At 65.9% G+C, this 25,224-nt stretch carries 24 protein-coding genes and 1 pseudogene; 10 read left to right on the top strand and 15 right to left on the bottom strand.

All coding sequences use genetic code 11. The annotated features are described in order from the left end of the window. Positions 1 to 177: 177 nt before the first annotated feature. The gene (locus DFR69_RS21160) at positions 178 to 1,377 is read right to left on the bottom strand and encodes an NAD(P)/FAD-dependent oxidoreductase (RefSeq protein WP_110039302.1); all 1,200 of its coding nucleotides are present in this window, start codon (positions 1,375 to 1,377) and stop codon (positions 178 to 180) included. A 252-nt stretch (positions 1,378 to 1,629) separates the two neighbouring features. Between DFR69_RS21160 and DFR69_RS21155 the strand changes: the two genes are divergently transcribed. The 3 genes from DFR69_RS21155 (at position 1,630) to DFR69_RS21145 (ending at position 4,290) form a co-directional block, all read left to right on the top strand. Next, the gene (locus tag DFR69_RS21155) at positions 1,630 to 1,986 is read left to right on the top strand and encodes an SPW repeat domain-containing protein (protein ID WP_110039301.1); all 357 of its coding nucleotides are present in this window, start codon (positions 1,630 to 1,632) and stop codon (positions 1,984 to 1,986) included. Next, positions 1,986 to 2,603 carry a TetR/AcrR family transcriptional regulator gene (locus tag DFR69_RS21150; RefSeq protein ID WP_110039300.1) on the top strand — a complete coding sequence of 206 codons (618 nt, stop codon included), beginning with the start codon at positions 1,986 to 1,988 and terminating at the stop codon, positions 2,601 to 2,603. The genes DFR69_RS21155 and DFR69_RS21150 overlap by 1 nt, the downstream gene beginning before the upstream one ends. Positions 2,604 to 2,679: 76 nt before the next feature. Then, positions 2,680 to 4,290, top strand: coding sequence for an alpha/beta hydrolase (locus DFR69_RS21145; RefSeq protein ID WP_110039299.1), 1,611 nt, complete (start codon positions 2,680 to 2,682; stop codon positions 4,288 to 4,290). Between the two features lie 115 nt (positions 4,291 to 4,405). Here the strand turns inward: DFR69_RS21145 and DFR69_RS21140 are convergent, their stop codons facing one another. Next, on the bottom strand, positions 4,406 to 5,917 hold the full coding sequence (locus DFR69_RS21140; RefSeq protein ID WP_110039298.1) for an MFS transporter: 1,512 nt from the start codon (positions 5,915 to 5,917) through the stop codon (positions 4,406 to 4,408). A gap of 102 nt (positions 5,918 to 6,019) precedes the next feature. On the opposite strand from DFR69_RS21140, the pseudogene DFR69_RS21135 reads away from it, so the two are divergent. Beyond that, a pseudogene (locus DFR69_RS21135) lies at positions 6,020 to 6,178 on the top strand (transcriptional regulator); the annotation flags it as partial. A 58-nt stretch (positions 6,179 to 6,236) separates the two neighbouring features. On the opposite strand, the gene DFR69_RS21130 reads toward DFR69_RS21135, so the two are convergent. From DFR69_RS21130 to DFR69_RS34125, 10 genes are all read right to left on the bottom strand, one after another. Then, positions 6,237 to 7,307, bottom strand: coding sequence for a hypothetical protein (locus DFR69_RS21130; protein ID WP_146229384.1), 1,071 nt, complete (start codon positions 7,305 to 7,307; stop codon positions 6,237 to 6,239). 600 nt (positions 7,308 to 7,907) lie between these two features. Further along, positions 7,908 to 8,375, bottom strand: a complete 468-nt coding sequence (locus tag DFR69_RS34140; RefSeq protein ID WP_146229383.1) for a hypothetical protein — start codon at positions 8,373 to 8,375, stop codon at positions 7,908 to 7,910. Between the two features lie 80 nt (positions 8,376 to 8,455). Continuing rightward, positions 8,456 to 9,340, bottom strand: coding sequence for a hypothetical protein (locus DFR69_RS34135; protein WP_146229382.1), 885 nt, complete (start codon positions 9,338 to 9,340; stop codon positions 8,456 to 8,458). Continuing rightward, entirely contained in the window at positions 9,337 to 9,648 is a 312-nt protein-coding gene (locus tag DFR69_RS34130; RefSeq protein WP_146229381.1) for a hypothetical protein, read from the bottom strand. The genes DFR69_RS34135 and DFR69_RS34130 overlap by 4 nt, the downstream gene beginning before the upstream one ends. An 860-nt stretch (positions 9,649 to 10,508) precedes the next feature. After that, complete coding sequence (locus tag DFR69_RS21120; protein ID WP_110039295.1) at positions 10,509 to 11,261, bottom strand: ESX secretion-associated protein EspG; 753 nt, start codon at positions 11,259 to 11,261, stop codon at positions 10,509 to 10,511. Continuing rightward, positions 11,261 to 12,463 carry a WXG100 family type VII secretion target gene (locus tag DFR69_RS21115; protein ID WP_167456346.1) on the bottom strand — a complete coding sequence of 401 codons (1,203 nt, stop codon included), beginning with the start codon at positions 12,461 to 12,463 and terminating at the stop codon, positions 11,261 to 11,263. Before DFR69_RS21115 ends, DFR69_RS21120 begins: the two co-directional genes overlap by 1 nt. Then, positions 12,460 to 12,885 carry a hypothetical protein gene (locus DFR69_RS21110; protein ID WP_146229380.1) on the bottom strand — a complete coding sequence of 142 codons (426 nt, stop codon included), beginning with the start codon at positions 12,883 to 12,885 and terminating at the stop codon, positions 12,460 to 12,462. Before DFR69_RS21110 ends, DFR69_RS21115 begins: the two co-directional genes overlap by 4 nt. A gap of 32 nt (positions 12,886 to 12,917) precedes the next feature. Further along, positions 12,918 to 13,499, bottom strand: a complete 582-nt coding sequence (locus DFR69_RS21105) for a DUF3558 domain-containing protein (protein WP_110039292.1) — start codon at positions 13,497 to 13,499, stop codon at positions 12,918 to 12,920. An 844-nt stretch (positions 13,500 to 14,343) separates the two neighbouring features. Next, positions 14,344 to 14,700 carry a hypothetical protein gene (locus DFR69_RS21100; RefSeq protein ID WP_146229379.1) on the bottom strand — a complete coding sequence of 119 codons (357 nt, stop codon included), beginning with the start codon at positions 14,698 to 14,700 and terminating at the stop codon, positions 14,344 to 14,346. A gap of 283 nt (positions 14,701 to 14,983) precedes the next feature. Next, a complete protein-coding gene (locus DFR69_RS34125; protein WP_146229378.1) occupies positions 14,984 to 15,199 on the bottom strand; it encodes a TrmB family transcriptional regulator in 216 nt (71 codons plus the stop codon). 315 nt (positions 15,200 to 15,514) lie between these two features. On the opposite strand from DFR69_RS34125, the gene DFR69_RS21095 reads away from it, so the two are divergent. The 3 genes from DFR69_RS21095 to DFR69_RS34120 all read left to right on the top strand — a co-directional run bounded on the left by DFR69_RS21095 (position 15,515) and on the right by DFR69_RS34120 (position 18,539). After that, entirely contained in the window at positions 15,515 to 16,372 is an 858-nt protein-coding gene (locus tag DFR69_RS21095; RefSeq protein WP_110039290.1) for a DUF5919 domain-containing protein, read from the top strand. Further along, positions 16,359 to 17,168: an inositol monophosphatase family protein gene (locus tag DFR69_RS21090; protein ID WP_208644025.1), complete on the top strand. Its 810-nt coding sequence runs from the start codon at positions 16,359 to 16,361 to the stop codon at positions 17,166 to 17,168. The genes DFR69_RS21095 and DFR69_RS21090 overlap by 14 nt, the downstream gene beginning before the upstream one ends. 1,032 nt (positions 17,169 to 18,200) lie before the next feature. Next, a complete protein-coding gene (locus DFR69_RS34120) occupies positions 18,201 to 18,539 on the top strand; it encodes a hypothetical protein (RefSeq protein ID WP_146229377.1) in 339 nt (112 codons plus the stop codon). A 15-nt stretch (positions 18,540 to 18,554) separates the two neighbouring features. Here the strand turns inward: DFR69_RS34120 and DFR69_RS21080 are convergent, their stop codons facing one another. Then, the gene (locus DFR69_RS21080; protein ID WP_110039362.1) at positions 18,555 to 20,282 is read right to left on the bottom strand and encodes a recombinase family protein; all 1,728 of its coding nucleotides are present in this window, start codon (positions 20,280 to 20,282) and stop codon (positions 18,555 to 18,557) included. A gap of 44 nt (positions 20,283 to 20,326) precedes the next feature. Here DFR69_RS21080 and DFR69_RS21075 point away from each other — a divergent pair, with 44 nt between their 5' ends. Next, on the top strand, positions 20,327 to 21,058 hold the full coding sequence (locus DFR69_RS21075) for a helix-turn-helix transcriptional regulator (protein WP_244198376.1): 732 nt from the start codon (positions 20,327 to 20,329) through the stop codon (positions 21,056 to 21,058). Between the two features lie 40 nt (positions 21,059 to 21,098). Here the strand turns inward: DFR69_RS21075 and fusA are convergent, their stop codons facing one another. Then, on the bottom strand, positions 21,099 to 23,183 hold the full coding sequence (gene fusA / locus DFR69_RS21070) for an elongation factor G (RefSeq protein ID WP_110039288.1): 2,085 nt from the start codon (positions 23,181 to 23,183) through the stop codon (positions 21,099 to 21,101). 295 nt (positions 23,184 to 23,478) lie between these two features. On the opposite strand from fusA, the gene DFR69_RS21065 reads away from it, so the two are divergent. Both DFR69_RS21065 and DFR69_RS21060 read left to right on the top strand, forming a co-directional pair. Beyond that, entirely contained in the window at positions 23,479 to 23,907 is a 429-nt protein-coding gene (locus DFR69_RS21065; RefSeq protein WP_110039287.1) for a PPOX class F420-dependent oxidoreductase, read from the top strand. A gap of 100 nt (positions 23,908 to 24,007) precedes the next feature. Next, positions 24,008 to 24,358 (top strand): nitroreductase/quinone reductase family protein, encoded by a 351-nt coding sequence (locus DFR69_RS21060; RefSeq protein ID WP_186817312.1) that lies wholly within the window; start codon positions 24,008 to 24,010, stop codon positions 24,356 to 24,358. Between the two features lie 72 nt (positions 24,359 to 24,430). On the opposite strand, the gene DFR69_RS21055 is transcribed toward DFR69_RS21060, so the two are convergent. Next, entirely contained in the window at positions 24,431 to 25,111 is a 681-nt protein-coding gene (locus DFR69_RS21055) for an alpha/beta fold hydrolase (RefSeq protein WP_244198375.1), read from the bottom strand. Between the last annotated feature and the right edge of the window lie 113 nt (positions 25,112 to 25,224).

Genomic DNA, 25,224 nt, shown 5'->3' with positions numbered 1-25,224 from the left:
TTCGGTTGTGGCCCCGGGGTTTCGGGGCCGCTTCGTTCGATGAACACACTCTGTCCGGCCGTGCTGACACGGACCTGACGTCACGCTGACAGCCGCGCTGAGATCACCGGGAAGGCGTTGCCCACCCCGATGACCTCGACCGCGGTCGCGCCGTGCCGACTGCCCTGCCTGCCGACCTCAGCCGGCGGCGGCGAGGAGGTCGGCTACCGGGGTGGTGGTGGCGAGTTTGGCGCGGAGCTTCATCACCTGGCCGGTCAGGCCGGCGCCGAGGACAGCGGTGAGGATGCCGTCGCGGGAGTAGTAGGCCAGGAACTTGCGGCCGTCGTCGGTGACGACGGTGACGTCGTCGGTGGGCGAGGGGGTGCCCAGGGCCTGGATCTTGACGTCGTACTGGTCGCTCCAGAAGTACGGCACCCTGGCCGCGGTCGGGGCCGCGCCGCCGAGCAGCGCGGTGACCAGCAGCTTCGCCTGTTCACCCGCGCTGGTCCAGTGCTCGACGCGCTTGCGTTCGCCGCTGTCGTGCTGCCAGGCGGCGACGTCGCCGACCGCCCACACGCCCTCGGCCGAGGTGCGGCCCACCTCGTCGGCGAGCACACCGCCACCGGCGGCCGGTTCGGCCAGGTCGATGCCGGAACCGGCCAGCCAATCGGTGACCGGCACCGAGCCGACCCCGAGGACCACCAGGTCGGCGTCGATGTCGGTGCCGTCGGTGAGCAGCGCGCCGCGCACGTGCCCGGCGTCGTCGGCGCGCAGCGTGTCGACGCCGACGCCGCAGCGCAGGTCGACCCCTTCGTCGCGGTGCATCCGGGCCACCAGACCACCGATGCGCTCGCCGAGCACCGAGGCCAGCGGCGTCGGCTGCGGCTCGACCATGCTGACCGCGATCCCGGCGGCCCGGAAGCTGGCGGCCAGTTCACAGCCGATGAAACCGGCGCCGATGATCAGCGCGCGGCCCGCGCCGTCGAGTTCGGCCCGCAGGGTCTCGGCGTCCTCGTGGGCGCGCAGCACGTGCAGACCGGCGACCTCGGGCAGCCCCGGGAGCCTGCGCGGACGCAGCCCGGTCGCGATGATCAGCTGGTCGTAGGCCAGCGTGGAACCGTCGGCCAGGGCGATCGTGCGCGCGGCCGTGTCGACTCCGGTGGCGGCGGCCCCGAGGCGCAGCTCGATGTTCTTCTCCGCGAAGAACTCCGGCGGCCGCAGCGTGGTGTCGTCGGTCTCGCCGCGGACGAACTGCTTCGACAGCGGCGGGCGGTCGTAGGGCGGGCGCGACTCGTCACCCAGCAGCACGACGCCACCTTCGTACCCGGCTCGGCGTAGCTCCTCCGCCGTGCGCAGGCCCGCGAGGCCCGCTCCGACGATCACGATGGGCGCGCTCATACGTGTGTCCTCTCGGCATGTGCGGGGTCGTCCGGGCTCGCGCGAGCCATCGCCGCCGGCGACCGGCCGCCCATGCTGTGTGTCTCTGTGTCGGGGACCACTACGGCCCCCAGATGTTTGTACCAGTGCGCCCGGCCGCGAGTGATACCCACGTCGCAACCCAACCGTGCCGATTCCGATGTCGACCGGGCGGTCAATCAGGAGTAGACCGAGGTCAGCAGCATTTTTCGTCTCATCGAGGAGGCATCCCCCATGTTCACCGACAGCCGCGCACAGGATCTACTCGCCGTTGTGCTCGGCGCATTCACCGCGTTGTCACCCCTGTGGGTCGACACCAACGACAACGCCCGCTGGAGCCTCATCGTGCTCGGCGTCCTCATCGCCGCGACCGGGTTGATCCAGATGGCGAGGGCGAGCATGTCCAGCGCCGACTACGCGATGGGCCTGTTCGGCGTCCTGCTCTTCATCTCGCCGTGGGCGATGGACTTCACCGCCTTCCGCGGCGCGTCCTGGACCGCCTGGGTGGTCGGGGTGGTCACGGCGGTGGTGGCCGTCGCCGCGCTGCCCGCGATGAACGAGCGCCTGCACAAGATGGCTCCGCATCACTGATGCCGGGCCGACGCGTCGGGCGCCGCGACGCGAGACGCGATGGCGACGCCCGGCAACTCATTCTGGATGCCGCCGAGAACCTGTTCGCCGCACAGGGTTTCGACGCCACCCCCACCGCGGCGCTGGCCGCGGCCGCCGGGGTGCCCAAGGGCCTGGTCTTCTACTACTTCCCCACCAAGAACGCGATCCTGTCCGCGCTCATGCGCGAGCGGGTGCCGGATCAGCCGCTCGACGATCTCGACGCCGTGGTGGCCCCCGGCGATCCGGCCGCGAGTCTGGTCAACCTCGACACCGCGATCAACCTGCGCGACAACCATTCCTCGGTGCTGCGGGTGATCATGTGGCGCGAGGCCGACACCCATCCCGATGTGCGGCGCAGGCTGCGCGGCCTGCGCGACCAACTGCTCGACGTCACCGCCAGGGTGCTGCAGGCCAGCGTGCCCACCCCGATCCGCCCGAGCACCCTGCACGCCTGCGCGGCGGCGTGGGTCTCGGCCATGTTCGCCATCGCCAGCACCGATCGGCTGCAGGCGCTGGACGGCATTCCGTTCCCCAGTTCCGAGGACCTGCTCGACGTCGCCCAGGTCGTGGCGGCGGGGATGACCCAGCTCGGGTGACCCTGATAGATCTCAGGGTGCCGGGTCCGCCGATCGGAGGACGACGGCAAGCACGTTCGGCGACAGCATCATTCGTATGTCGATGAAGTCCTTCGCCGGTGCCATCCTCACCGCGCTCTGCCTGGTCGCGACCGGTTGCGTGGCGGCCGATGGGTCGCGAATCCCGGCCGCGGACCTGGTCGCGCAGGCCGACGCCGTGCCGACACCGCAGCCGTCCTGGGCGCCGTGTGCCGAGGAAGAGTTGCGGCGCTACGACTGCGCCCGCGTGCCCGTGCCCTTGGACTATGCCCGCCCGGACGGACCGACGCTCGAGCTCGCGGTGGTCCGTCAGCCCGCCGGCGACCCCGGCCGTCGCCTCGGGACCCTGTTCACCGCCGCCGGTGGGCCCGGCGGTTCCGGGATCGACTGGGCCGCGGGCGGCGAGATGTTCCCCGGCGAACTGAGCAGACGCTTCGACGTGGTCACCTTCGACCAGCGCGGTGTCGGCCGCAGCGCCCCGGTCCGCTGCTTCGCGGGCTCGGCCGCCGCCGCGGACTTCTGGCGCGGCATGACCGTCCCGCCCGTCGACGATGCCCAGCACCAGGCTGTCGAGGACCGAAGTCGAGCGCTGGCGGCGGGGTGCGCCGAGCACAGCGGCGCACTGCTCGCGCATCTGACGACCGTGGACGCGGCCCGCGATCTCGACCTGCTGCGCCGCGCCGTCGGCGCCGAGCAGCTCACCTTCGAGGGTGGTTCCTACGCCAGCTACCTCGGCATCGTCTACGGCTCCCTGTTCCCCGAGCGGGTCCGCGCACTCGCCCTGTCCTCGATCGTCGACCCCACCGCCTACACCACCGACACCCGCGCGCACATCGACACGACCGCCCTCGGCACCGAGGAGGTCCGCGCGGAGTTCCTCCGGTTGTGCGCCGCCGCAGGACCCCAGCGCTGCGCCTTCGCGGGCACGTCGGCCGAGCCGTGCGCTGCGGCCGGGTCGGCGCCGTGCGCCTTCCCGGCGGATTCGCTCGTGGCACGGGAGAACGCACTGCTCGCACGAGCCGCGGTCGCGCCGATCCGGGTCGGCGACGGTCCCGACGCCGTGTCGGTGACGTACAGCGAGGTCGTTCAGGCGTACGCGACGCTGCTGTACGACCCGGACCGTGGCTGGCCCGCGCTGGCCGCGCTGCTCGCCGAACTCGAGCGGGGCCAAGCCGGGTCGCCCGGGGTGGTGCGCGAAGTGCTCGCGGCCGCCGAGATGAGTCCCGAGTTCCTGGACTCCTTCGTCGCGATGTCCTGCGCGGACAACTCCTTCCCGCGCGAGCCGCACCGCTGGCCGGAGTACGCACGCGAATCCGCCACCCGCGCCCCGGTATTCGGGCCGTTCTGGCTCTACCTGCGGCAGCCCTGCGCCGCCTGGCCCGCACCCACCGACGGCTATCCCCAGCGCTACACAGGCCCGTGGACCCAGCACTCCACCACCCCGGCCCTGCTGCTCAACAACCGCTTCGACCCGGCCACCCCGGTCGAGTCGGCCCACCGCGCGGCCGCCGCGATGGGCACCGCACGACTGGTGGTCGTCACCGACGGCTACGGCCACCAGCCGACGGGCGACTGCGTCACCACCCTCCGCGAGCGCTACCTCATCGACCTGGAGGTTCCGGCCCCGGACACCTCGTGCGTCCTCGGACAAACACCGTTCGACGAGTAGACCCGCGACCTCGATCTCTCGGCCACCGCGCCTCGGCCACCACTTCGGAACGGCCTCCGCACCGGGACGTGACAACCGGGGCGAGCCATGCGAATCAGGCGCGGCCGCACCATCATCACCGCGCCGCGACTGAAATGGTCTCCTTCTCCCCCACCGGATCACTCACGGCGGCACCACCAACCCGCAGGACGCGCAGCGCGATCACACCCAGGATCGCGTGCAGGGCACCCGCGACGAGCGCGACCACACGCAGTCCGTCGACGAAGGCGGCGCGTGCGTCATCGAGCGTCGCGGGGACCACACCGGGGAGGCTCAGGGTCTCGCCGAGGGTGGGCGCGAGATCGGGGCCGTGCAGGCGGAACAGGACGGCGGCCAGGGCGCCGAACAGGGCGATGCCGAGGGCATTGCCGAGCTCGTTGCCGGTTTCGGCGAGGGCGGCGGCCGAGCCGGCGCGTTCCGGCGGGACCGCGGCGACCGCGATGTCGGCCACCACGCTGAACGAGATGCCGTAGCCGATCCCGGCGACGGCGGTCGCGGCGAGGTACCAGCCGATCCCACCGTGCTGGCCGGTCGGCAGCAGCAGGAACAGGCCTGCGGCGATGCTGAAGTGGGCCGTGATCAGCGCGGCGGAGCGCCCGATCCTGGTCACGATCGCCGGGGTGACCACGGCAGCGACCGTGAGGACCAGCGCGCCGGGAACGGCGAGCAACGCAGCGTCGGCGACGGAGAGGCCGAGCACCGACTGCAGGTAGGTCCCGGCGAGGTAGGCCGTCGCCGACCACGCGGCCAGCGGCAGGAACCCGGTGACGATGGCGATGGCGAACACCCGGTTGCGGAACAGCCCGAAATCGATGAGCGGGTTCGCGATCCGCCCCTGCCTGCGCCCGAACCACCCGAGCAGCGCGGCACCGACGAGTCCGATCCCCAGCGTGGAAGCCGAGAACCCTTCCGCCGCAGCGTGCTTCACCGCGTACAGCACCCCGAGCAGACCCGCCGCCGACGTGAACACGCTGGCCGCGTCGATGCGCCCCACCCCCGCCGTCCGCACTTCACCGAGCAGAATCGGCGCGAACGCCAGGAACAGCACGACCACCGGCACATTGATCAACAGCACCGACCCCCACCAGAACCGGCTGAGCAGCTGGCCGGCGACCACGGGCCCGAGGGCGAAACCCGCGGCGAAGGTGGCCGCGAAGATCCCGATGGCCTGTGCCCGCCTGCGCGGATCGGTGAAGAGGGTGCCGAGCACCGCCAGCGCGGAGGGCAGCAGGGTGGCGCCCGCGACGCCCATCAGCACCCGGAAGGCGATCAGCGGTTCGGGGCCGGTCGCGAAGGCCGCGCCCACCGAGCCGAGGCCGAACACGGCCGCGCCGATCAGCAGCAACCGCTTGCGGCCGTAGCGATCGCCGATGGTGCCGAACGCGATGAGCAGCGAGCCGACGGCGAAGCCGTAACTGTCCAGGATCCACAGGGATTGGTCGGCGGAGGGCGAGAGCGCGGCGGTGACGGCGGGCATGGCGAGGAACAGCACCGAGCCGTCCATCGCGACCAGCAGCACGGGCCCGAGCACGACCAGCAGTCCGAGCCAGGCCCGCAGCTCGGTGGACGTCGTCTGGAGTCGATTCATGACCCAACCCTCGAACCGCGTGGTCCGGCCTGCCAGACCCCTGCCGCGGGTATACCTCGCGGGGATACCCTCGCCTCGCGCGCGGTCCCTACGATCGAGGGTATGGAGTTGGAGACCCTCGGCACGTTCCTCAAGAACCGGCGCGATCGGATCACCCCCGAACGGATCGGTCTGAAGACCTTCGGGGTCACCCGCCGGGTGCCCGGCCTACGCCGGGAGGAACTCGCCCAGCTCGCCGGGGTCACATTTCGGTTACACACTCCTTATCCGTGACGGTACGTCCGGCAGGAACTCCGTCACTTTGCCCACCGTTGGCCTCCTACACAGGCGGTATCCGATCCCCGAACTCGGTTCGGATATCAGCGAGCAGGATGTCGACCTCGTTCCCGAAGGTTCGGGCGGCCAGGAGGAACGCGAACACGGCAGCGATGATCGGGTCGGGCTTCTCGACGGCGTAGGACACGGCATTGACCGCACAGGAGGGGCGGTGGATGGGTCCGTTGTCGAACGGATTCGGTTGCTTGGCCGATCCGGTCGTCGCGGTTGCAGTGCGGGTGTCGTATGGGAATTCTGCTTCGAAGCGCTTGTGGGTCGCGCCCATGCTGTGAAACGGCGGTGGCAACTCATCGCCAGCCCGCAGCGCCGCCATCGCGGGAGCGATCCAGGGCAGCTCGGCGAGTCCGGCGCATTCGTAGGCGCGCACCGCGCAAAAAGCGGCCAGGCGGCGCAGGTCGGGTTCGTCCATTACCGCGATAGCTTCCGCAAGGGGGCGGTCATAGCGCACCCAATCGAGGCCGGTGGGCAATTCGGCCAGGGCGGGGATTGGCTCCCCGCCCCATTCGCGGCGCTCCTGTTCAGCATCCTCGGCTGGAGCGACTTCCGGCGCGGGGGTAGTGGGTGCCTTCCAATGCTGGGCGGGAAGCGGGTCGGTGCCGTCGTCGGGCCACAGGCGAATGCGCCACGAATCAGCGGGTCCGTCCGGGCCGGGGTCATCGGCGAACCCGCGCCCGGCCATCTCGACCAGGTAGTCGCCTTCCTCGACCGGAGAGACCTCGGTCCAACCATCGACCGAGGAACTCAGCACCAGACTCCGCCGCGGGCCGACATGTAGACGCGCTTGGCTGACTTGCTGCCACTGTTCACGGTCGTCGTTGTCGGGCGGCGCGTCGAATATCTCCACAGTCACCGGCATACCGAAGTTGCATTGGTACGGGCTCGTCACAACGACCATCCGGCCGTCTCCCGCGCTCGGCGGTTCGACCTGAGCCCGATCGAGCAAATTCAGATGGCGTTCCTCGTCGTCAGCGCCGATACCGTGAAGACAGAAATGGCCGTAGTCCATCATCAACTCGACCGAGAACTCGTTCACAAGCTGGGCATTCGCGCTCATCGACCTATCGTGTCATAGCCCTGTCCTCGCTTGCCCCGTGTCGGCAGGCGCTGAGTTGAAGGCGCTTGTCAGAACCCCCTACTCGGATCGTCCGGCATGTTCCACGGCCGTGCCGTATCGGTCGGTGCCCGGTCCTGGTCTGCTGCCGTCGTTGGACCGATCGATCGTGCCACCATCCGCCGGACGCGGACGACAGCGGATAGGGGGTAGGGGGTAGGGGTACGACTGCGCTGGCGGCGTATGGACACGAGCGGACCTGAGCTCGTTGCACGTTCATCCTGCGTCTCGTCAGCACGTCGCCGAACGGCTGCGGCAACGCAGTGGTGGATTTCGATGGGGTGTGATGTTGGTTATACACTCCCCCTCTTGCGATCGTGGACCGCATGGGCACATCTCGCGAACCGCTATCGCACCCAAGCAGGAACCACCGGCCCGACCACGGACAATGCCGGTGACCGCAATCCCACAGCACCATTCAAACGGAGACAGAGGATTCGCCCCCAACCGGGGCGTGATGAAATTCGTGCGGCTCCGCAGCGCCTTGTCGGATCACCGGCAGCACGATCGGATCGCGGGAGTCCCTATCAGCACATATCGGCCTCAGGCAGCCATCCTCGTCGTTAGCACGGTTAGAAACTGCACGGCTTTGCGTTTGCCTTCATCAGTCAAATTCAGGGCACCATTCGAAGTTCTCGTTTCAGAGTCCAGAATTTCAAGTGTGGAATTCCATGTTTTGACGCGGACAGCAAAGCGAACCTTGTTCGATGGATTATCCCGATCGGACCGAAGATCATAAACCCACACGCCGTTGCCAAACCTGTCTTCCCTTTTGTACCCCGCCTGCCCCGCAGTCGGGTCGGTGTCGCTCGGCGCGGCGCGCGCGACGAAATGACCAATCACGTTCTGATCTTGAGCCAGCTCGCAAACGCCACCGCCCGAGAGTCTCGCATCAACCGAAACATTAGGAATCGCCCGAACTTCGACAGCTCGCAACTCCTGTAGGAAGAATTTCTCTAGCTCACCGCACAACTCCCCTTGCGTAATCGAAGCCGGTGCAGTGGTAGCCACAGGCATCTCCGCAGGTGGCGGCGAAGAGCATCCGGCGGCGAACATCATCGCAACGGCACCCCAGACCACAAATTGGTACCTCATTGGACAACACTCCAGTCCGACTTGTCACCGTCATTTACCGAAGCATCGCCGATCGCCTCACGAATACCGCCGATTCCAGAGCCGTATGACGCCTTTGCCCCGGTCGGCCACTTGTTGCCCGGCAATCCCTTCTGAACAGACACCACCTCAGCGATCTTATTGCCCTCGATCATGTTGTTCTTGGCGGCGTCTGCCATTCCTCGCACGGTTGCGAGAATAAACGTATTGGCCGCCTCTACAACCGTAGTCAAGGCCTTTATCTGCCCGAGAGCGCCGTCGATCGTCAGCAATGCAAGGGCGGATTTCACATAGTCGACAGCCGTTTCCTCGACTTTGACAACCAGGTCATTGGCTTTCGTGGCCAGCTCGCCATACAGAGTCAGCTCCGAAGAGGCAATCGTTTCCAGGCTCGACGCAATCTTGTCAAACTCCAGAGGGAGGGCGTCTAACGCCTCCTTCTGTCTCGGTCGCATATCTGCATATCTGGTAGCTGCGTCACCTTGCCATTCACCGGTAAGCGACGTCTCCACGAAGCTATTCCCGGCCGCGACAACATTCCCCCGGAGAATTCTCCATTCATTTGCGACATCGATGAACTTTACAGGAACTTCGAGGTCTCCATCGATATGCGTGAGTTTGTTCCACGTCTCCCTAATGGCCGCGTTAATCTTGTCACGCTCGTTCCATATCTCGTCCACCGTTTCTTCGACGGTGAAGACACCGAACGGGGCGGATGCAACTCCTCCGTACCCGACTTGCCGCACGTGCGCGACGAGATGTCCTGCGTAGGAATCGACTTTCCCAGGGAGATTCCCTATTCGGTCTCGCTTCTCTCTGATATATGAAACTTTGTCGAGAAGACTCGTTCGATCGTCCGTCACATTTCCCCCTCGAGCCTTACCAGCTTGCCCTTATTGGTCAAGTCTTCTGCCTCATAGGTGGTACGCGCTTCCGTCAGCACGGTAGCAATGTCTTGAAAAACGACCACCCCCTCGCTCAGCCGGTCTCGAAAATAGGCTGGTGCAGGCTGATATTTTGCCAAGGCTTCAGCGAAGGTCCCTGCCTCAGTGGACGCAATTTCAAGCTTCCACGTCGTCGCGACTCCCGCCTTCAGGTTCGTGGCGCCTTCGCTCCACTTAGCGGCCGCAATTCTCATGGAATCCAGGGCAACCGCAAGCAAATCAGACACTATCTCTTCCTTTCATCGAGCAGCCTTAGGCGATGGCGGTCCAAGTGATATTCCAGGTCCGCATCCGAGTAGCGCGAGTAGTCGCGGTCAGGGGAAAATTTTGGACGTAAACGTCTTATGGAATCTACACACTGCATTACTTCATCTACAATCTGGCTCGGGTGTACACTCTCAGCCCAATCGCTCCAAATATCAATCGATCTCATGTACGCACGATCCCCTGTCACAGTGACAGGTTTTCCCCCTTGGAAAGATGCGCTACTCGACACCTGATAGCTGGCGCTGGTTATCATGTCACTGGATATGCTGCAGTACTGTTCCCACGTCTCGGCCTCTAGCAGCACCATCATTATTGTCCGGAGGTCCGGAGCCGCATCACCTGAAAGTTCCTGCGGTGTTGGCCAGTGTCCAGACGAACAGAGCTTGCGTGTTCGATCTGAGACCGAGGCACGATACGCTGCCATGAGCTCGTCACCGACTTCATGTGGGCCGACATATGTAGGCCAACGCGGACTCAACACAATACGCACCGGCAAGTACCCGGCATCTAGATCCATCGATGCAAATGAGGAACCAACTCGGGATTGCGGCCCAGAGCCAGCCGGTCCCCGGGAAGCATCGACCGGCTGAGTACGAAGCTGGGGGTCTTCACGGTAGAACTCGTGTTGCGATCCATTCGCCGGTGACGTCGAGACAGGATGGGAACCAGTAGATTTCAACGGGACCAGCGGCTCGTCATCCCAGAATTCGTCAGGTTCGTCATAGTGGTTGAACCAACCTTGAGTTGCCAATTGATATCCAATCTCTGTTTCACTACAGCACCAGCGTCCGATCCTTCTGCAATGCCGCAGCTACACTCCCTACCGATTGACTGCCTCGCGTTGCCGTTCCAATGCGCGGTCAATCCAGCCCGTCACGATCGTCGCGAGAGCTGCGGTATCACCGGATTCGATGGTGAGTCGCTCACGCGTTCTGTGAACGATATAGCGCCCGTCATCGGCCATGTCGAGCCATTCGATATATCGCTCTGGGTCGGTGCGAGTGTTGATGTCGCCGGTTCGGATTGCGGCGGACCCCGAACCGGAGCGAGGGTGGGCGACCACACGGTTGTACCGCTCGATCGGAGTGTTGTGCGCTACATCGGTGAAATGGTTGTTGTAGTCGGGTTCCAGATCGCGGGTAAAGAATTCTTCAGCTCGCCGTCTACCAGGTGCACATGGCGGGATTCGTGAGGCGATACCTTTCCCGAGATTCTCTGGTCGGCCACGGCGTACCCAGATCGGGCCATCGACTCCGTCGATGACTGTTTGGGCTGCGATCACGGCGTTGTGGAGATCCCTGGCACCGACGATTCTGTGGACGTGGCTGCCGGAAGGGCCTGTCTCGGCGAAGACTTCGACGCGGATGGTCGCTGCTGCAAGGGTGTTCAGGGCGAGTTCGATGGCTGAGGATTCCTCGCCGGTGTACCGCGCACGCACCCCTCGGGCGTGGGCGTCGAAGTCCTCCCGATAGCGGAAGCGACTGGTGAAATGTAAGGGGCGAGGGAATCGGTCGCGGCCGTCGTTGAGCCAGAGGGCTGCGAAATCGTCTGGATCCCAGGTCCATTCCGACATCAAGTATCTCCCGACGTGCGGTCCGTACGTGGCGGGTTCGCGGAGGGGAAGTGGCTACCGAGGACTCCACCACGCACTGCCGAAGGCAACTCGCCGATCAGCTCGCTGGTGTTGGCTTCGGTGATCAGGTAGTCGGGAATCTTGTGTTCGGATTCGTCGTCTTTACCCCGGCCCGCGCCGGCGCCCATCATGCCTGGCATGCCCGTCATTCCGCGGGATCCTGCTGCTGCTGCGTTCGCTGCGGCGGCCGCGGCGGCAGGTGCGGATGTCGCAAGACCGCCCGGCATCGCGGTGCCCGACTTCGGGGCGGTTGGTGAGCCGGTACCCGGCGAACCGCCTGTCCCGCCGGAGATACCTGACCCACCTCCTCCGGATCCGCTCCCGAGCCCGGTCGGCTGGTTCGTAGTGGCCGGACTTGTCGCAGCAGGTGAGGTCGACGGAGAATCGGTGCCCGGGTCGGTTGTTCCTGCAGCGTCGGTGGAGTCGTCTTCTTCGGTGGAGGTCGGAGCCGACGAGGACGGATCCCCGGTCGGAGAGGACTCAGTCGGGTCTTGTTCGGTCGGGTCCTCGGTGTCTGTCGTTTGTGCCTGTTGAGTCCCACCGTTCGTGTCGGGTTGGTTGCCGCCACCATTCGTGTTATCGGTGACGGTGCTCCCGCCGGGGTCCTCGGTGGTCTGGGTGGGGTTGGCCGGGCGGGGTAGGACGGGGATCGCGCTGTCTGTTCCTGCGAAGGGCAGCACGTACTGGTTGCCCATGACGTCACGTGCGTCGTCCTCGGCATCCTCGCGCTGGCCCCGGACAACGGCCTTGTTCCACGGCATGCTGTCCAGGAAACCGGGATCCACTTCACCGGGCAGCGCTGATTTCGTCTTCACCGCTGCGGCAGCGGCAGCGGTGACCTGATCGCTCATGGTCGTGAACGCGGGAGTGAGTTTGTCCGCGTCGGAGGTGTACTGGCGGATCGCGTTGATCGATGCTGTTGCCGAGTCGCCTTCCCATGCCGATGCGATCGAGACCTGCATGCGTTGGCGGAACTGCTCGAGGGCGGTGGTCCACTTCGTTCCGGACTCACGGTATTTCGTTGCCGCGCCGTTCGCGGGGTCGGTGGCGACCTGCTCGAACGCCTTGAGAATCCCCTTGTGGGTCCAGCACAGTGGCGTCTCGGTGGCGGGTGGGATCTTCACGGGCTCGGTACCCGTCATTTCGAACCACCCGCATCCAGCGCGGCGACTTCGGCGTTGAAGCGTGCTGCCCATGCCTCGTCCTCGGCCATGAACCGATCGCGGATCACCTGATGGAGAACACGAATGTCCTCGACGATCTTGTAGTGCTCTTCGAGCACATCGTAGAAGGAATCCTCGCCGCCCCGCGCCTTCGTCCTGAACCTGTCAGCCATAACCCTCGCCGACGACAAACCAGAGTTCGCGTGATCACCGAAACCCCACGTCGCGATCTTCGAAATGTCAGTCATCGATTGCTGGATTTGCCCGATCGTTGTCTGGAACTCGGTGCATTCGCGATCGATTCGAGCGAATTCCTCGGGCTCCATCCGAAGATTCAGGCTCCCCACCCGAGCCTGCTCAATCATGCCTGAAAATACGCTTTGGCCATCGTCTCCCGCCAAGGAACCCCTCCTACGCCGATATCAACTGCTACTCAAAGAGTTTCGGGAATTAACGGCACAATCTTCTCGGCCAACGTGCGAGCGATTTGACAGGAGTCCAGGTGGCCGGTATCTCGACGTGACGGCGGGTTGACAACGTTTACTTCCACGCTGCCGCCGCGCACAGCCACATTGATATCGCAGACTTCGTTGACGTTCGGTCCGTCGAACTGCCGAGTGGAGATCGCCTCGCGTTCGCCGACCACAAAGTCGGTCGCATCTTGAAAGTTTCGATCCCGCACCATCTGCACCGTGAGATTTGTCACGCGGATACTCGCCGAATATCCGCCGCCGCCCCGATAGACCCAGTCACAGCCCTTCCAGATCACGCCCCCTGGTGCTTCGGTGAGGTCTGGTTCCTTGCTGCCCAGTCGCTCCTCTATGAGGACTTCCTCTGGGATGTCGATGCAGGGATCGAACCCTGAAGGGACGTCCTCGGCCAGCTCACGTCCGTTCACCGACAAGGTTGATGTCGGAGTCGTTCCGGTCTCGCCCGAGGAATCGCAGCCGATGAGGGCCGCCCCCGCACAGGCGAAACCAAGCCCAGCAGCCAACCATCGCGTCAGCCGAACCATGTCCTTCCCCTCCCCGACTCGTCAGCAGCGTACTCACCCTAGTACACGGGCGCTATCTGTCTCGCGCCTCGGTGGACACGCCGATGCCATCGATGGACTGTGTCGCAGCGATTGACGCGAACACCTTGTCCGCCGGGCCCTGCACCCAGCGTCGAGCCATAGCGCGGCGGCGTGTGCATGTCGTCGCGGTTCCCGCCTCGGGGCCCATCCGCCCGACGCAGTGGACCCCGGGCGACTCCGGTGCCGTGACGAAGGGGCGCACGGCGATGAGGAGTTGCCCGGGGTCGATTCAGTGTGGTCGGTGACTGGAAAGGTGGTGACGCGGTCGACAAACGTCCCGGTTCGAGTCACGCGAGGCGTCATCACCTGAGACCTTGTGCGCAGTCCAGGAGATCGAAGGCCCCTGTTCGGGTGTCCGCGACGGCTTCGGTGAGGCGGTTCTGATCACGCGGTGACGGTCGCCGTATCAAAGGGCGTGACGCTTGTTGTTAGAGCGCGTCATTCGGCATTGATCGCGATTCTGCCGTTGTCGCCGGGGTCGTCAAGGCGTACGGATGGGTGCGGCGAGCATGCGGGGAGGCCCGAGGGCGTCGGGTGGATGGTGGTTGCCGTCATGGTTGTAGATGCGGTCATGGTTGTAGATATAGGCGTTCGGCCGGGAGGCGTGGGAGCCCGTCACACGGGCGGGTATCGACGGCGACGAGACAGAGTCGGCGGGTGCCCGCCTCGCAGACGAACACCATCGCCGCTGTCAGACATGCGGCGAATTCCATGCGTAGCGTGGGGAATTCGATGGTGAGGTGGATGTCGGGTTCGTAGGGACGCGGTGAGGGCGGGCTTGGGGTCATTGCCTGTCCTGCTGCGGGAGGTGGGCGACGACGGTGTCGAGGATGAGCGTCCCCGACGGGATCGGGTTGCTGGCCGGGGAAATCCAGGTGCGGATCATCAGCGGGTCCGGCACCGGGGAGGGCAATGCGATATCGCCGTCTCTGATCACCACTATCCGCGCTTTCCACAGCGCCGCTAGCACGGTCGGGTCACCGATCGGGCGGATGTCGGACCGGACCAAGAAGCTCCACATGCGGGCTCGGGGATGGCCGATGATCGGTAGGGGCGCGGCGCCTCGATCGTCGAGGATGTTCTTGACACTCACAGCCAGGGCGGTGGGCATCATCACCGCGCCGACCAGTCCGGCGCGCATCGTGATCCGCCCGGTGACCGGGTCGATGACCGTGGGTAGGCAGCACACCTGCCGATAGAACGCACACCGCGCGCGAGCGGCTTCGGCGGAGGGCGGGTCGGGTAGGCTGGTCTGTTTCATCGCGATTCTCCAATCACGGTGTCGCGCGGCCCGATCCCGACAACCGGGCCGGGCTCGGGTGAGAGGGTCGTGGTGATCCACCCGGCCTCGCGCATCGCCTCGAGAGTGGCGACCAGGTCAGCGATTTCGGGCCGGGGAATCGGCGACGGTGAGGTGAGGTGGGTCATCGGTCCGCCTGTCGTTGCGGGCGATGTTGCTCGACCGATACCTGCCACTGGTCGCACCGGTTGCAGAACGCGGCGCCGTCCTCGCGCAGGGCGCGCAGAGCACGCATGACGCGCCACTTCGGTACGCTCAGGTTGCGGGCGATCGTGTCGGCGGTGAGCATTCCGCCGGGCCGGAGGACAGCGAGGATTTCGAATTCGAGGGTGTTTGTCATCGAATTCGTCCTTTGTTCGGCTTGGTAACCGTTGGGGCCGAGGTGCGCGGATGCGTTTTCTCGCTCCGGAGAACGTCGGGGCATGCTTTCTCCTTGGTGGCCGATATGCCCGCGCGGATATTGTGGATTCGAGTCCTTGGCGCGGTGGCGGCGCTGGCTGGTTCCTATTCGCCGACCACCGTGGCGCGTGGGGCGGTATCGCCGCGACGCCTGGAATGTCTGATCTGAATCCTTCGGTACCCGATACGGTTTCTTCTATGGCTCATCTGAGCTACGATCAGCCGGACGGGTCGCATGATGACGAGGGGTTGACGCGTGGGAACAGTGCTCAAGGCTTTGCTCCAGAAGCGACACCTGCAGACAGTGTCGGCGTTCAATCGCGAATACGATGTTGTCGCGTCGAGAATCGATCCCACAGCAGTCGGCGCCGGTCCCAAGAAGGCGCAATTCTATCGGTGGCTGTCGGGCAATATTTCCACGCTGCCCTACCCGCATCACTGCCGAGTGCTTGAAACGATGTTCCCCGGCTGGACCGCTGACGAGTTGTTCATGAATCACGCCGAGGATATGAACCTCTCCGACCGGACGCGGACAGTTGCACGGGATACGAACGACCGCGGCGAGACTTCGGATGTCGAGAGCGTTTTCGCGCGACGCGCCGACTTTCTCAGGGTGAGTCCGCCGCAGAAGTTGTTCCGAAATGCGAGTACGATCGACCTCACGGGACTATCGCTGAACATCTTGTGCCAGCAGTGCTCGGACACTGAGGTTCTGCGGATGATGCGGGGCGGCACCAGGATGCGGTGCTTGTTCCTCGACCCAGAGGGCTCGAACATCGCAGAACGAGAGTTAGAGGAGGGACATGCGCCGGGCGCACTGTCGGGCCTCACCAGACTCAACATTCATATGCTCCAGCGTGTGCAGTCGCACTGGACGAGCGCGATGAACGGAAGGATAGAAATCCGCGTCTACGACGCCCCGGTCCGGTTCAATATCTGCATCATCGATTCAGAAACATGTGTCATGCAACCGTATTTGCCGTTCGCTCGCGGACTGGAATCACCGACATTCGTGTCCAAAAGGCAGGAGCGCGAGGGAACTTTTCAGACGTTCACGGAAGTTTTCGAGGAAATGTGGAGAAAGGGAACGGACTACGTCATTGAACGCAACTAATAGGAGGTCACTGCTCGATTTGGCGCGCCGCGCGGTAGCTGACGGTGTGTCAGTCATTGAATCGAGAAGTGTCGGGTCCATTTCATCCAAAGGTGACCGAGATTTCGTCACCGATATCGATGTCGCGGTTCAACAACGTATCCAAGACTTCCTGCACTCGGAGACACCGAACATCGGGTTCCTCGGCGAGGAAGGCGATGATGTCCGCCGCGAACGCGGCAGCTTGTGGGTGCTGGATCCGATTGATGGGACGTCGAATTTCATTCATGGGCTCCCGCTCTTCGGTGTGTCTCTCGCACTCCTGGAAGGCAATGAGCCGACCATTGGCGTGATCGCTTTCCCGTCATTGGGTCTCGAATATTATGCAGCATTAGGGATGGGGGCATTCCGCAACGGTGAATCCATTCGCGTCGGGACCGCGTCGCTGCTTTCGGAGTCGATTGTTTCCCTTGGGGACTACGCGGTGGGTGGGGACTCGGCAGAGCGTAACCGGCCGCGCTTGTCGCTGACAGCGCTGCTGGCCGCGCAGGTGGAGCGGATCAGGATGTTCGGCTCCGCTGCGTTCGACCTCGCGTGCGTGGCCGACGGCCGTACCGACGGTTGCGTCATCTTGTCGAACAACCCGTGGGATATCGCGGCGGGTACGGTCATCGTGCGCGAGAGCGGAGGACTCCTCTACGACTCCGACGGCAGCACCCACAGCGTCGCTTCACGGCACACGATAGCCGGAAATGGGTTCACCGCCAACGAACTCGTCGGGCTGGCGAGCCGGGCCCATTCCGATTCACTCTGGTAGACAGGGGCAATCCGACTGAGCTCGCGGACCCCTCTGTCGGGCCCGTCGGGATCTCCTGCCTGGTTTCCGCCGATCACCTCTGACCACACTCACGCCGGCGTCCGGTTTGAGCCTTGTGAACGAGTCTGCCAGCTCGCACCCGTCAAGCTGCCCGGCTCTTCTGGCCACTGCGATCGTGTTTGCAAAATAGTTGCAGAGCGGAGTGGGGTGACGGATTTCCGTGGCGGTCAATGCATGGGGTCTTGTGTGGGGAATTCTGTGCGGTTTTGTGGGGGGCGATCAAATCACGCCCCTTGGGTGCCGCCTATTCGCAGCGTAGCGGGCACATCCGTGTGCGGATGTCATCCAGGATTGTCTATTATTCTATTGATAATAGACATCCGTGCCCAGCGCTTGCCGTTGACTGCCGGGGTTCATGTGGGCCCGATGCCTGGGTGTAGTCCTGCCGTTGCGGCACCGTCGGCGAGATCGGTCCGGGCGAGGTGGCGAACCTCTGCCAGGTATTGAGGCGTGCCGCGCCAGGACTGGTGGTTCACCGAGGTGGGGGTGGGTTGATCGGTGAGTGCGGCGATGATCATTTTTCCGTGGCATGTTCGATGGTGAGATCACCTGCACTGTTCGGTGGGCGGATTAAGCCGACGCACCCGCGCACGGTGTTTCCGCTGGTCAGTGGCCGTATATCCGTGCGGATATCAACGTGGATTGTCTATACATTCACTATGTATAGACATCCGTGCGCGGCCAGTTCCGCGGCAACAGTTCACGCTTTCAACCGCTGAATTCCCGCCGATCGGCAGGTGACATCGTTCGATGTTGTCGCGGGAAGTCTGGTCGTTCACCAGACCTTGCGCGGGAGTTCGTTCTCTGCCCCGAATGATGGCTGACCTGCACGGATTCGATCGTTACCGAATCGTCATCGCTTGCTGTGTCCCAAATCGGCGATTTTCGCGGCAGTAGAGAGGTGTACACGCACCCTTGTGTCCAGGCGCCGCGCACGAGCCCGGACACGCCCTTCAGGCAGGAGAGCTGTTCATGCCCGCTGATCCCGAGAACGTTGCCAGTCTCGACGCTGCCCGCACCCGCCACGCACACCACCGCCGTACCCCGAACCCCGCACCGGGAGCCGTTGACGGCGCTGCGGGCGAATCCGGCCGTGAAACGGCCACGCCCCGCACCAGGGGGATGTGGGTGGGGCCGACGAGTGAGGAGACCCGCCGCCTGGTCGCCGAGTCCCGGATCCGGCAGGGACTGCCCGCCCGCATCGACAACCCCGCCGTCCTCGAGTCACTGGCCCTGTTCGTGCGCAACGCGCTCGACACCCTCGACCACGACCGAAAGCGCGACCAGGGGCGTTGGCGTGATGCGGCCTGACCGAACCCGGCCCGGCTACAGTTCCCGCCACACGATCTGCACCGAAGAGGTGTCGAACCGCCACGGTTTGCCGTTCTGGTCCGCCCACTTCGCGGCATAGATCTTCGCCGGATACACGATGACCTTCTCCACCAGTCGCGCGGTCGCTTCGTGCCGCCACCGCGCACCCTTACTCGTCCACGCCCGCCGCAACTCGCCGGGCGTGGACCCGATATCGGCCAGCACCGCTAACGCTTGCGCTCCCCGCAGCGAGTCCTGCTCGGCGCGTAGCGTTTTCAACGACAGTTTCAAACTCGTGATCGTCCGTTCGATCACCCGCAAGTCGTCAGCGTCCCCGGCACCGGTCAACACCTCGGCACGCCGGTCGGTCTCGGCGTCGAGATTGCCTTCGGTGGTCTCGATCCGCCGCTGCAACACAGCGATCCGCCCGGCGTTGTCGTTACCCCGATCCAGCCGCGTCAGGATCCGCGGGTCCTCATACGCCGCGATCACCTGCTGGGCCACCCACATCTCGAGCGCGCCCGCGTCCCGGAACACGCGCCCACACCCACACCGCACCCTGGCCGCGTCCTTGGCCTGACACCCATACCGACGCTGCACCACCGTGCCGTACTTGCGCTTGCGCTCGAGCGAGGACCCGACCATCCACCGACCACACGACTGTCCCGCCCGCGCGGTGGTCTCGGGCCAGGTTCCGCCGCATGCGGCCAGCCCGGTCAGCCAGTACTCGCCGTTGCGCTGGCGGGGGCGGTCCGGGTTCTTCGCCCGACTGTGCGCCTTGATCGCCGCCCGCATGGCGTCGTGCTCGGCGCGGGTGAACACAGCGGGCCACTGCGCCCGATGCCGGGTCCCGGTCCGGGCATGCACCCGGATACCGTTGCCTTCGGGGTTGTTCAAACACTCGCACCGTGCGCCGGTGGCTTCGGTGTGCTCGCCCAGGTCATAGGCGACATAGGCTTCCAGCAACAACAGCTGCGACAGTTTGCCCACCCGCCACAACCCACCCTCGGAGGTGGTGATGCCCCGGGCGTTCCAGTCGGTGATGATCGCGGTTTGCGACTCGCCGTTGATGATCCGGTCCCGGCCCTCGCGCAACACCGCGACCTCGTCGTCGCGTAACGCGTACCGGTCCAAAATTTCCGTGCCTGTGATTGGGTGCGTGCCAACGACTTTGCCGTGCCCGAACCGGCGCGAACCTCCTTGCATCACCCCTTTCGCGGCTTCCTCGCTCATGCGGTCGAGGAGGTTTTCGGTGTTGGTCTCGCGGTACTCGGCGGCCTCGGCGACCTTCACCATGAAGTTCTTGCGCCCCGCGCCCGTGGTCAGGTCGTAATCGGTGTCGCGGACGAACACATACCGCACCCCCTCGTCGCGACCGAGTTTCATCAACTCGTTGCCCAGGTCGTAATCGCGGGTCAACCGCGCCACATCGCGGGCGAGGAGCGTCTTCGCCGGGCCAGCGGCAACCAACCCCAACACTTCCCGCAACCCCGGCCGGTCGGCGTCGGCACCCGAAAGATCGTTGTCACAGAAGATCCGCGCCAACGCCAACCCCTTCCGGCCCGCGTGCGCGGCCTGGTTCTTGGCCTGCAGCTGCACCCCCTCGGCCCGGTCCTTCTCGTCCCGGGAAATCCGCACGTACCCGTACACCCACTCCGCAGGGTCCACCCCGGCCACTGCCGCAGCCAACGCAGTATTGATCTCGGTGAGCCAACCAGGTTCCCTGACAACCGTTTTCGCCATACCCCAACGATACGGAAGGAATGTATAACCGCTAGGTCGCCGGGGTGAGTCCCGGCTATTACACCCGCCTCGAACAGGACCAGGCGGGCACCGCGTCGCCGCAGGTCATCGATGCCCTCGCCCGCGTGCTGCAACTCGACCAGGCCGAGACCACGCACCTGCGCAATCTCGCTGGCCGCGGCGCCGTCGCGCGGCTGGTCCGGGACGAGCCCGAGCAGCCGCATCCCCGGGTGCTCACCCTGCTCGGTTCGCTCGGCGACACGCTGCCCGCGATCATCCTCGGCCGCCGCGGTGACGTTCTCGCCTGGAACCGGCCCGGTCACGCCCTGATCGCCGAGCATCTCGACCTCGCGGCGCCCGAGGACCCCGAGCGCCGGCCGTCGATCCCGCGCCTGTTCTTCCTCGATCCACTCACCCGCGATCTGTACCGCAACTGGACCGAGCTGGCCCGCATCCACGTCGCCTACCTGCGGCTCACCGCGGGCCGCTACCCCGACGACGCGCGCCTGGCGGAACTGATCGGGGAATTGGCCATGCGCAGTACCGAATTCGCGACGCTCTGGGCGAGCGGTGATGTCGCCGACTGCACGGTCGGCCCGATGGACCTGCGCCATCCGACGGTCGGCCGCGTCGACGTCGACTACCAGGTGTGGTTGCAGCCCGACAGCCCCGACCATCGCCTCGAGGTCTACACACCGCGCGACGCGGCCTCCGCCGACGCGCTCCGGCTGCTCACCGGCGCACCGGCGGATTCGTCCTCCGTCGCCAACTCCTGAGGCTCCGGTGGCGCCGCACCGCGACGCCACCGGGCTCACCTCAGCCGCCCGCGATGATCGACTCCACCAGCGCCGACGGCACCGGAGCGTAGGAGTCGAACACCATCGAGTAGGTGGCCCGGCCACGGGTGCGCGAACGCAGATCCCCGATGTAGCCGAACATCTCCCGCAGCGGGGTCACCGCGCGCACGACATGCGCGCCGCCCCGCTCGGCGATCTCGGTGACCCGGCCGCGCCGGGCGTTCAGGTCACCGATCACCTCACCGACGTACTCCTCGGGCGTGACGACCTCGACGGCCATCACCGGTTCGAGCAGCACCGGCTTCGCCCGCGCGACGGCGGCGCGCACCGCCGCCGCGCCCGCGAGCCGGAAGGCCGGTTCCGACGAGTCCTGGACGTGGGCGGCGCCGTCGAGCAGCGTCACCTTCACGTCCACCAGAGGGAAGCCGGCCAGCGGGCCGACCGCCAGCGCGTCCTGCGCGCCCGCGTCGACCGCGGGGAGGTACTCCCGCGGCACCCGCCCGCCGCTCACCCGGCTCTCGAACTCGTAGATCGCGCCGTCTGCGGCCACATGCGGCGCCAGCGCGATCGCCACCTTCGCGAACTGCCCGCGTCCGCCCACCTGTTTGCGATGGGTGTACTCGAGCAGATCGACCGCGGTGGTGACGGTTTCGCGATAGGCCACCCGTGGCGCGCCGATCTCGGCCTCGACCCGGAACTCCCTGCGCATCCGGTCCACCAGGATCTCCAGATGCAGCTCGCCCATGCCGCCGACGACCGTCTGACCGGTCTCGGCGTCGACGCGCACGGTGAACGTCGGATCCTCGTCCGCCAGGCGAGCCAGGGCCACGCCCAGCTTGTCCTGGTCGGCCCGGGTTCGGGGTGCGATCGCGACCGAGAGGACCGGGTCGGGGAAGCTCATCGGCTCCAGCACGATCGGTTGGTCCGGATCGCACAGGGTGTCGCCGGTGCGCGTCCGCTTCAGACCGATCACGGCACAGATCTGCCCCGCTCCCACGCGCTCCACGGGGATCTCGGTGCTCGAATGCATCTGGAACAGCTTGCCCACCTTCTCCTTTCGTCCGTTCGTCGAATTCAGTACCACCGCACCGGGTTCGATCCGGCCCGAGTAGACCCGCAGGTACACGAGGCTGCCGAAGAACGGGTGCGCCGCGATCTTGCACGCCAGCGCCGCGAACGGCTCCGCGATCTCCGGCGCCCGCTCGATCGACTCGCCCGTCAGCGAGAAGCCGTGCACGGCGACGACATCCGCCGGTGAGGGCAGGTAGTCGACGACGGCGTCGAGCAGCGGCTGCACGCCGATGTTGCCCAGGGCCGAGCCACACAGCACCGGGTAGGCCCCGGCGTCGAGCGTCAGCGTGCGGATGGCCGCCTTCAGCAGTTCGACGGGGATCTCGCGACCACGCAGGTAGCGGTCCTGGAGGTCCTCGTCGGCCTCGGCGAGCACGGCCACCAGCGCCTCGCGGTGCTGTTCGGCCTTGACGCGCAGGTCGTCCGGGATCGGCACCACGTCGAAGCGCGCGCCGTCGCCGGTGTCGCCCCGCCACACCTTGGCGTTCATCTCGACCAGGTCGACGATGCCATCGAACTCGCGCTCGGCGCCGATCGGCAGCTGGATCACCAACGGCCGCACGCCGAGTCGCTGCGCGATGGTCCGTACGGTGAACGCGAAATCGGCACCGAGCTTGTCCATCTTGTTCACGAAGCAGATCCGGGGCACGCCGTAGTTGTCGGCCTGTCGCCACACCTGCTCCGACTGCGGCTCGACGCCCTCCTTGGCGTCGAACACGGCGACCGCGCCGTCGAGTACCCGCAGCGTTCGATCCACCTCGGCGGTGAAATCGACATGGCCAGGGGTGTCGATGATGGTGATCTCGTGCTCGCGCCACGCGCAGGTGGTGGCCGCCGCCGCGATGGTGATGCCGTGCTCGCGTTCCTGGATCATCCGATCCATGGCGGCGGTGCCCTCGTGCACCTCGCCGAGGACGCGCGTGACGCCGGTGTAGAACAGGATGCGTTCGGTGATGGTGGTCTTGCCCGCGTCGATGTGGGCGGCGATGCCGATATTGCGCAGGCGGGTGAGGTCGGTGCGTGGTCCGGTCATGATGGGAATCCCCCAGCTGGTCGCGTCGATGGATCGACGCTCGCCGGTGAGGCGTTCCGGAAGACGGCACGGGCGTCGGATCACGCGGCGCCACATCGGCGCCCGAGGACCCGATGCGAGCTAGAACCGCGACTGCGGACGTTCCGTAACCATGTGACAAGTTCTACGCGCCCGGTCGCCGCGCTGTCGACGGGTTTTCCGGCCGGGCATAAATTCGGCGGCGCGACGGTTCGTCACGACGAGGGGAGGGTTCGTGTCCCCGATCAGCGTCCGGCACACAGAGGAGTCCGCACCGATGACAGCGGCGTTCGATCCACACGACCTGCTCGAAACGGCGAAACTCGGGGTGCTCGCCACCATCAAGTCCGACGGCCTGCCCCAGCTGTCGCCCGTCACCCCGTACTACGACCGCGCGGCCGGGATCGTCTACGTGTCGATGACCGAGGGCCGTGCCAAGACCGTCAACCTGCGCCGCGACCCCAGGGCCGCGCTCGAGGTGACCGCGCCGGACGGCTGGTCCTGGGCCACCGCCGAGGGCAGCGTCACCCTCACCGGTCCCGGCACCGACCCGAACGGCCCCGAAGTCGAAGCGCTCGTCGACTACTACCGCGCGGCCGCGGGCGAGCACCCCGACTGGCAGGAGTACCGCGACGTCATGGTTTCCGACCGCCGGGTGCTGATGGCGCTGGCCGTCGACCGCGTGTACGGGGCCAAGATCCGCTGAGCACGTAACCAGCTCGCCGCCAACAGGTCTCAGAGTTCTGCCAGGGACCCTCGGTACCGTGGGCGGCACGTGCTCGTTCTTCCACAGGCAGGAGAAGCCGTTGAGTCAGGAATCGTTGTTGGCCCGCGTTGTGCGGGGCGCCAACGCCGGCGTCGTCGCGCTGGCCGAGGCGCCGATCATCGGCAAGCTGCTCGGCAAGTCGTTCGCGCAGATCAGCTACACCGGTCGCCGCTCGGGCCGCACTTTCAGCACCCCGGTAAACTACCTGCGCCGCGGTGACGAGTACGTCATCGGGGTGGCCATGCCGGACAAGAAGAAGTGGTGGCGCAACTTCCTCGGGGAGGGCGGTCCGGTCACCCTGCGTATCGCCGGTGTCGACCATCGCGGTCACGCGGTCACCCACCGTGACGGTCGCCGCGTCACCGTCCGCGTCCGGCCCACCCCGGCCTGAAACGGCCGACGGTGCGCGCGCTGCCGTCGTGCGAACAGCACGCTGTGCGCACGGCCGGCTCCTCGACGCGCGTCAGTCGGCCTGCTCGTCGAGAAACGCGGTGACCTCGGGCGCGAAGCGCGGGTGCTTCACCGCGCCGAGGTGCGAGGTGTCCGGGTAGACGACCAGGCGGGCGTCGGGGATGCCGTCGGCGGTGTGGCGGAAGGTGTCGACGGAGTAGAACTCGTCGCGGTCGCCGCCGACCACCAGGGTCGGGGCCGTGATGTCGGCGAGCCGGTCATCGAGGTCGAACGCGTCCTCGGCGCGGACGAAGGCGAGGGTGTCGGCCGGATTCTTCGGCCGTACCAGCGGGTCGGCGAGCCATGCCACGGCACCGATCAGCCGCGCTTTGAGCGGTGACTCGATGCCCTGCGTCACCATGTGGTGCAGGCCGCGGCGGCCCTCGGCCACCGCTGTCGCGTACTTCATCTGGGATTCCCGCGCGGCATTCTCGAGCCGATATCCCGACGACGCGACCACCAGCTTGCGCACCACCTCGGGATGATCCGCGGCCAGCTGCAAGGCCAGCGACCCACCCGACGAGATCCCGAGCACGTCCACCGGCTCGCCGAACTCCGCCGTCAACGCCTCCGCGTGCTCCCGCGCGATATCGGCCATCGTCGTCCCCACCGCCATCCCCGGCGCCCGATTCACCGCGTACACCCGACAATGCCGGGCCAACGGCGCCAAGGTCTTCACCTCCGACTTCCGCATCCACCCCTTCGGATTCGCGTGATCCGGCGTGAACCACCGCAAGAACACCAACGGCCGCCCCTCCCCGAACACCAGATAGGGCATCCCACCCCGAAGCACCCCTTCCCCCACCT

It is taken from the genome of Nocardia neocaledoniensis, from assembly GCF_003182135.1.
In the GTDB taxonomy this organism is placed as follows: domain Bacteria; phylum Actinomycetota; class Actinomycetes; order Mycobacteriales; family Mycobacteriaceae; genus Nocardia; species Nocardia neocaledoniensis.
The sequence above is the reverse complement of the archived record's forward strand: the minus strand, read 5'-3'. Positions and strand labels throughout refer to the sequence as shown.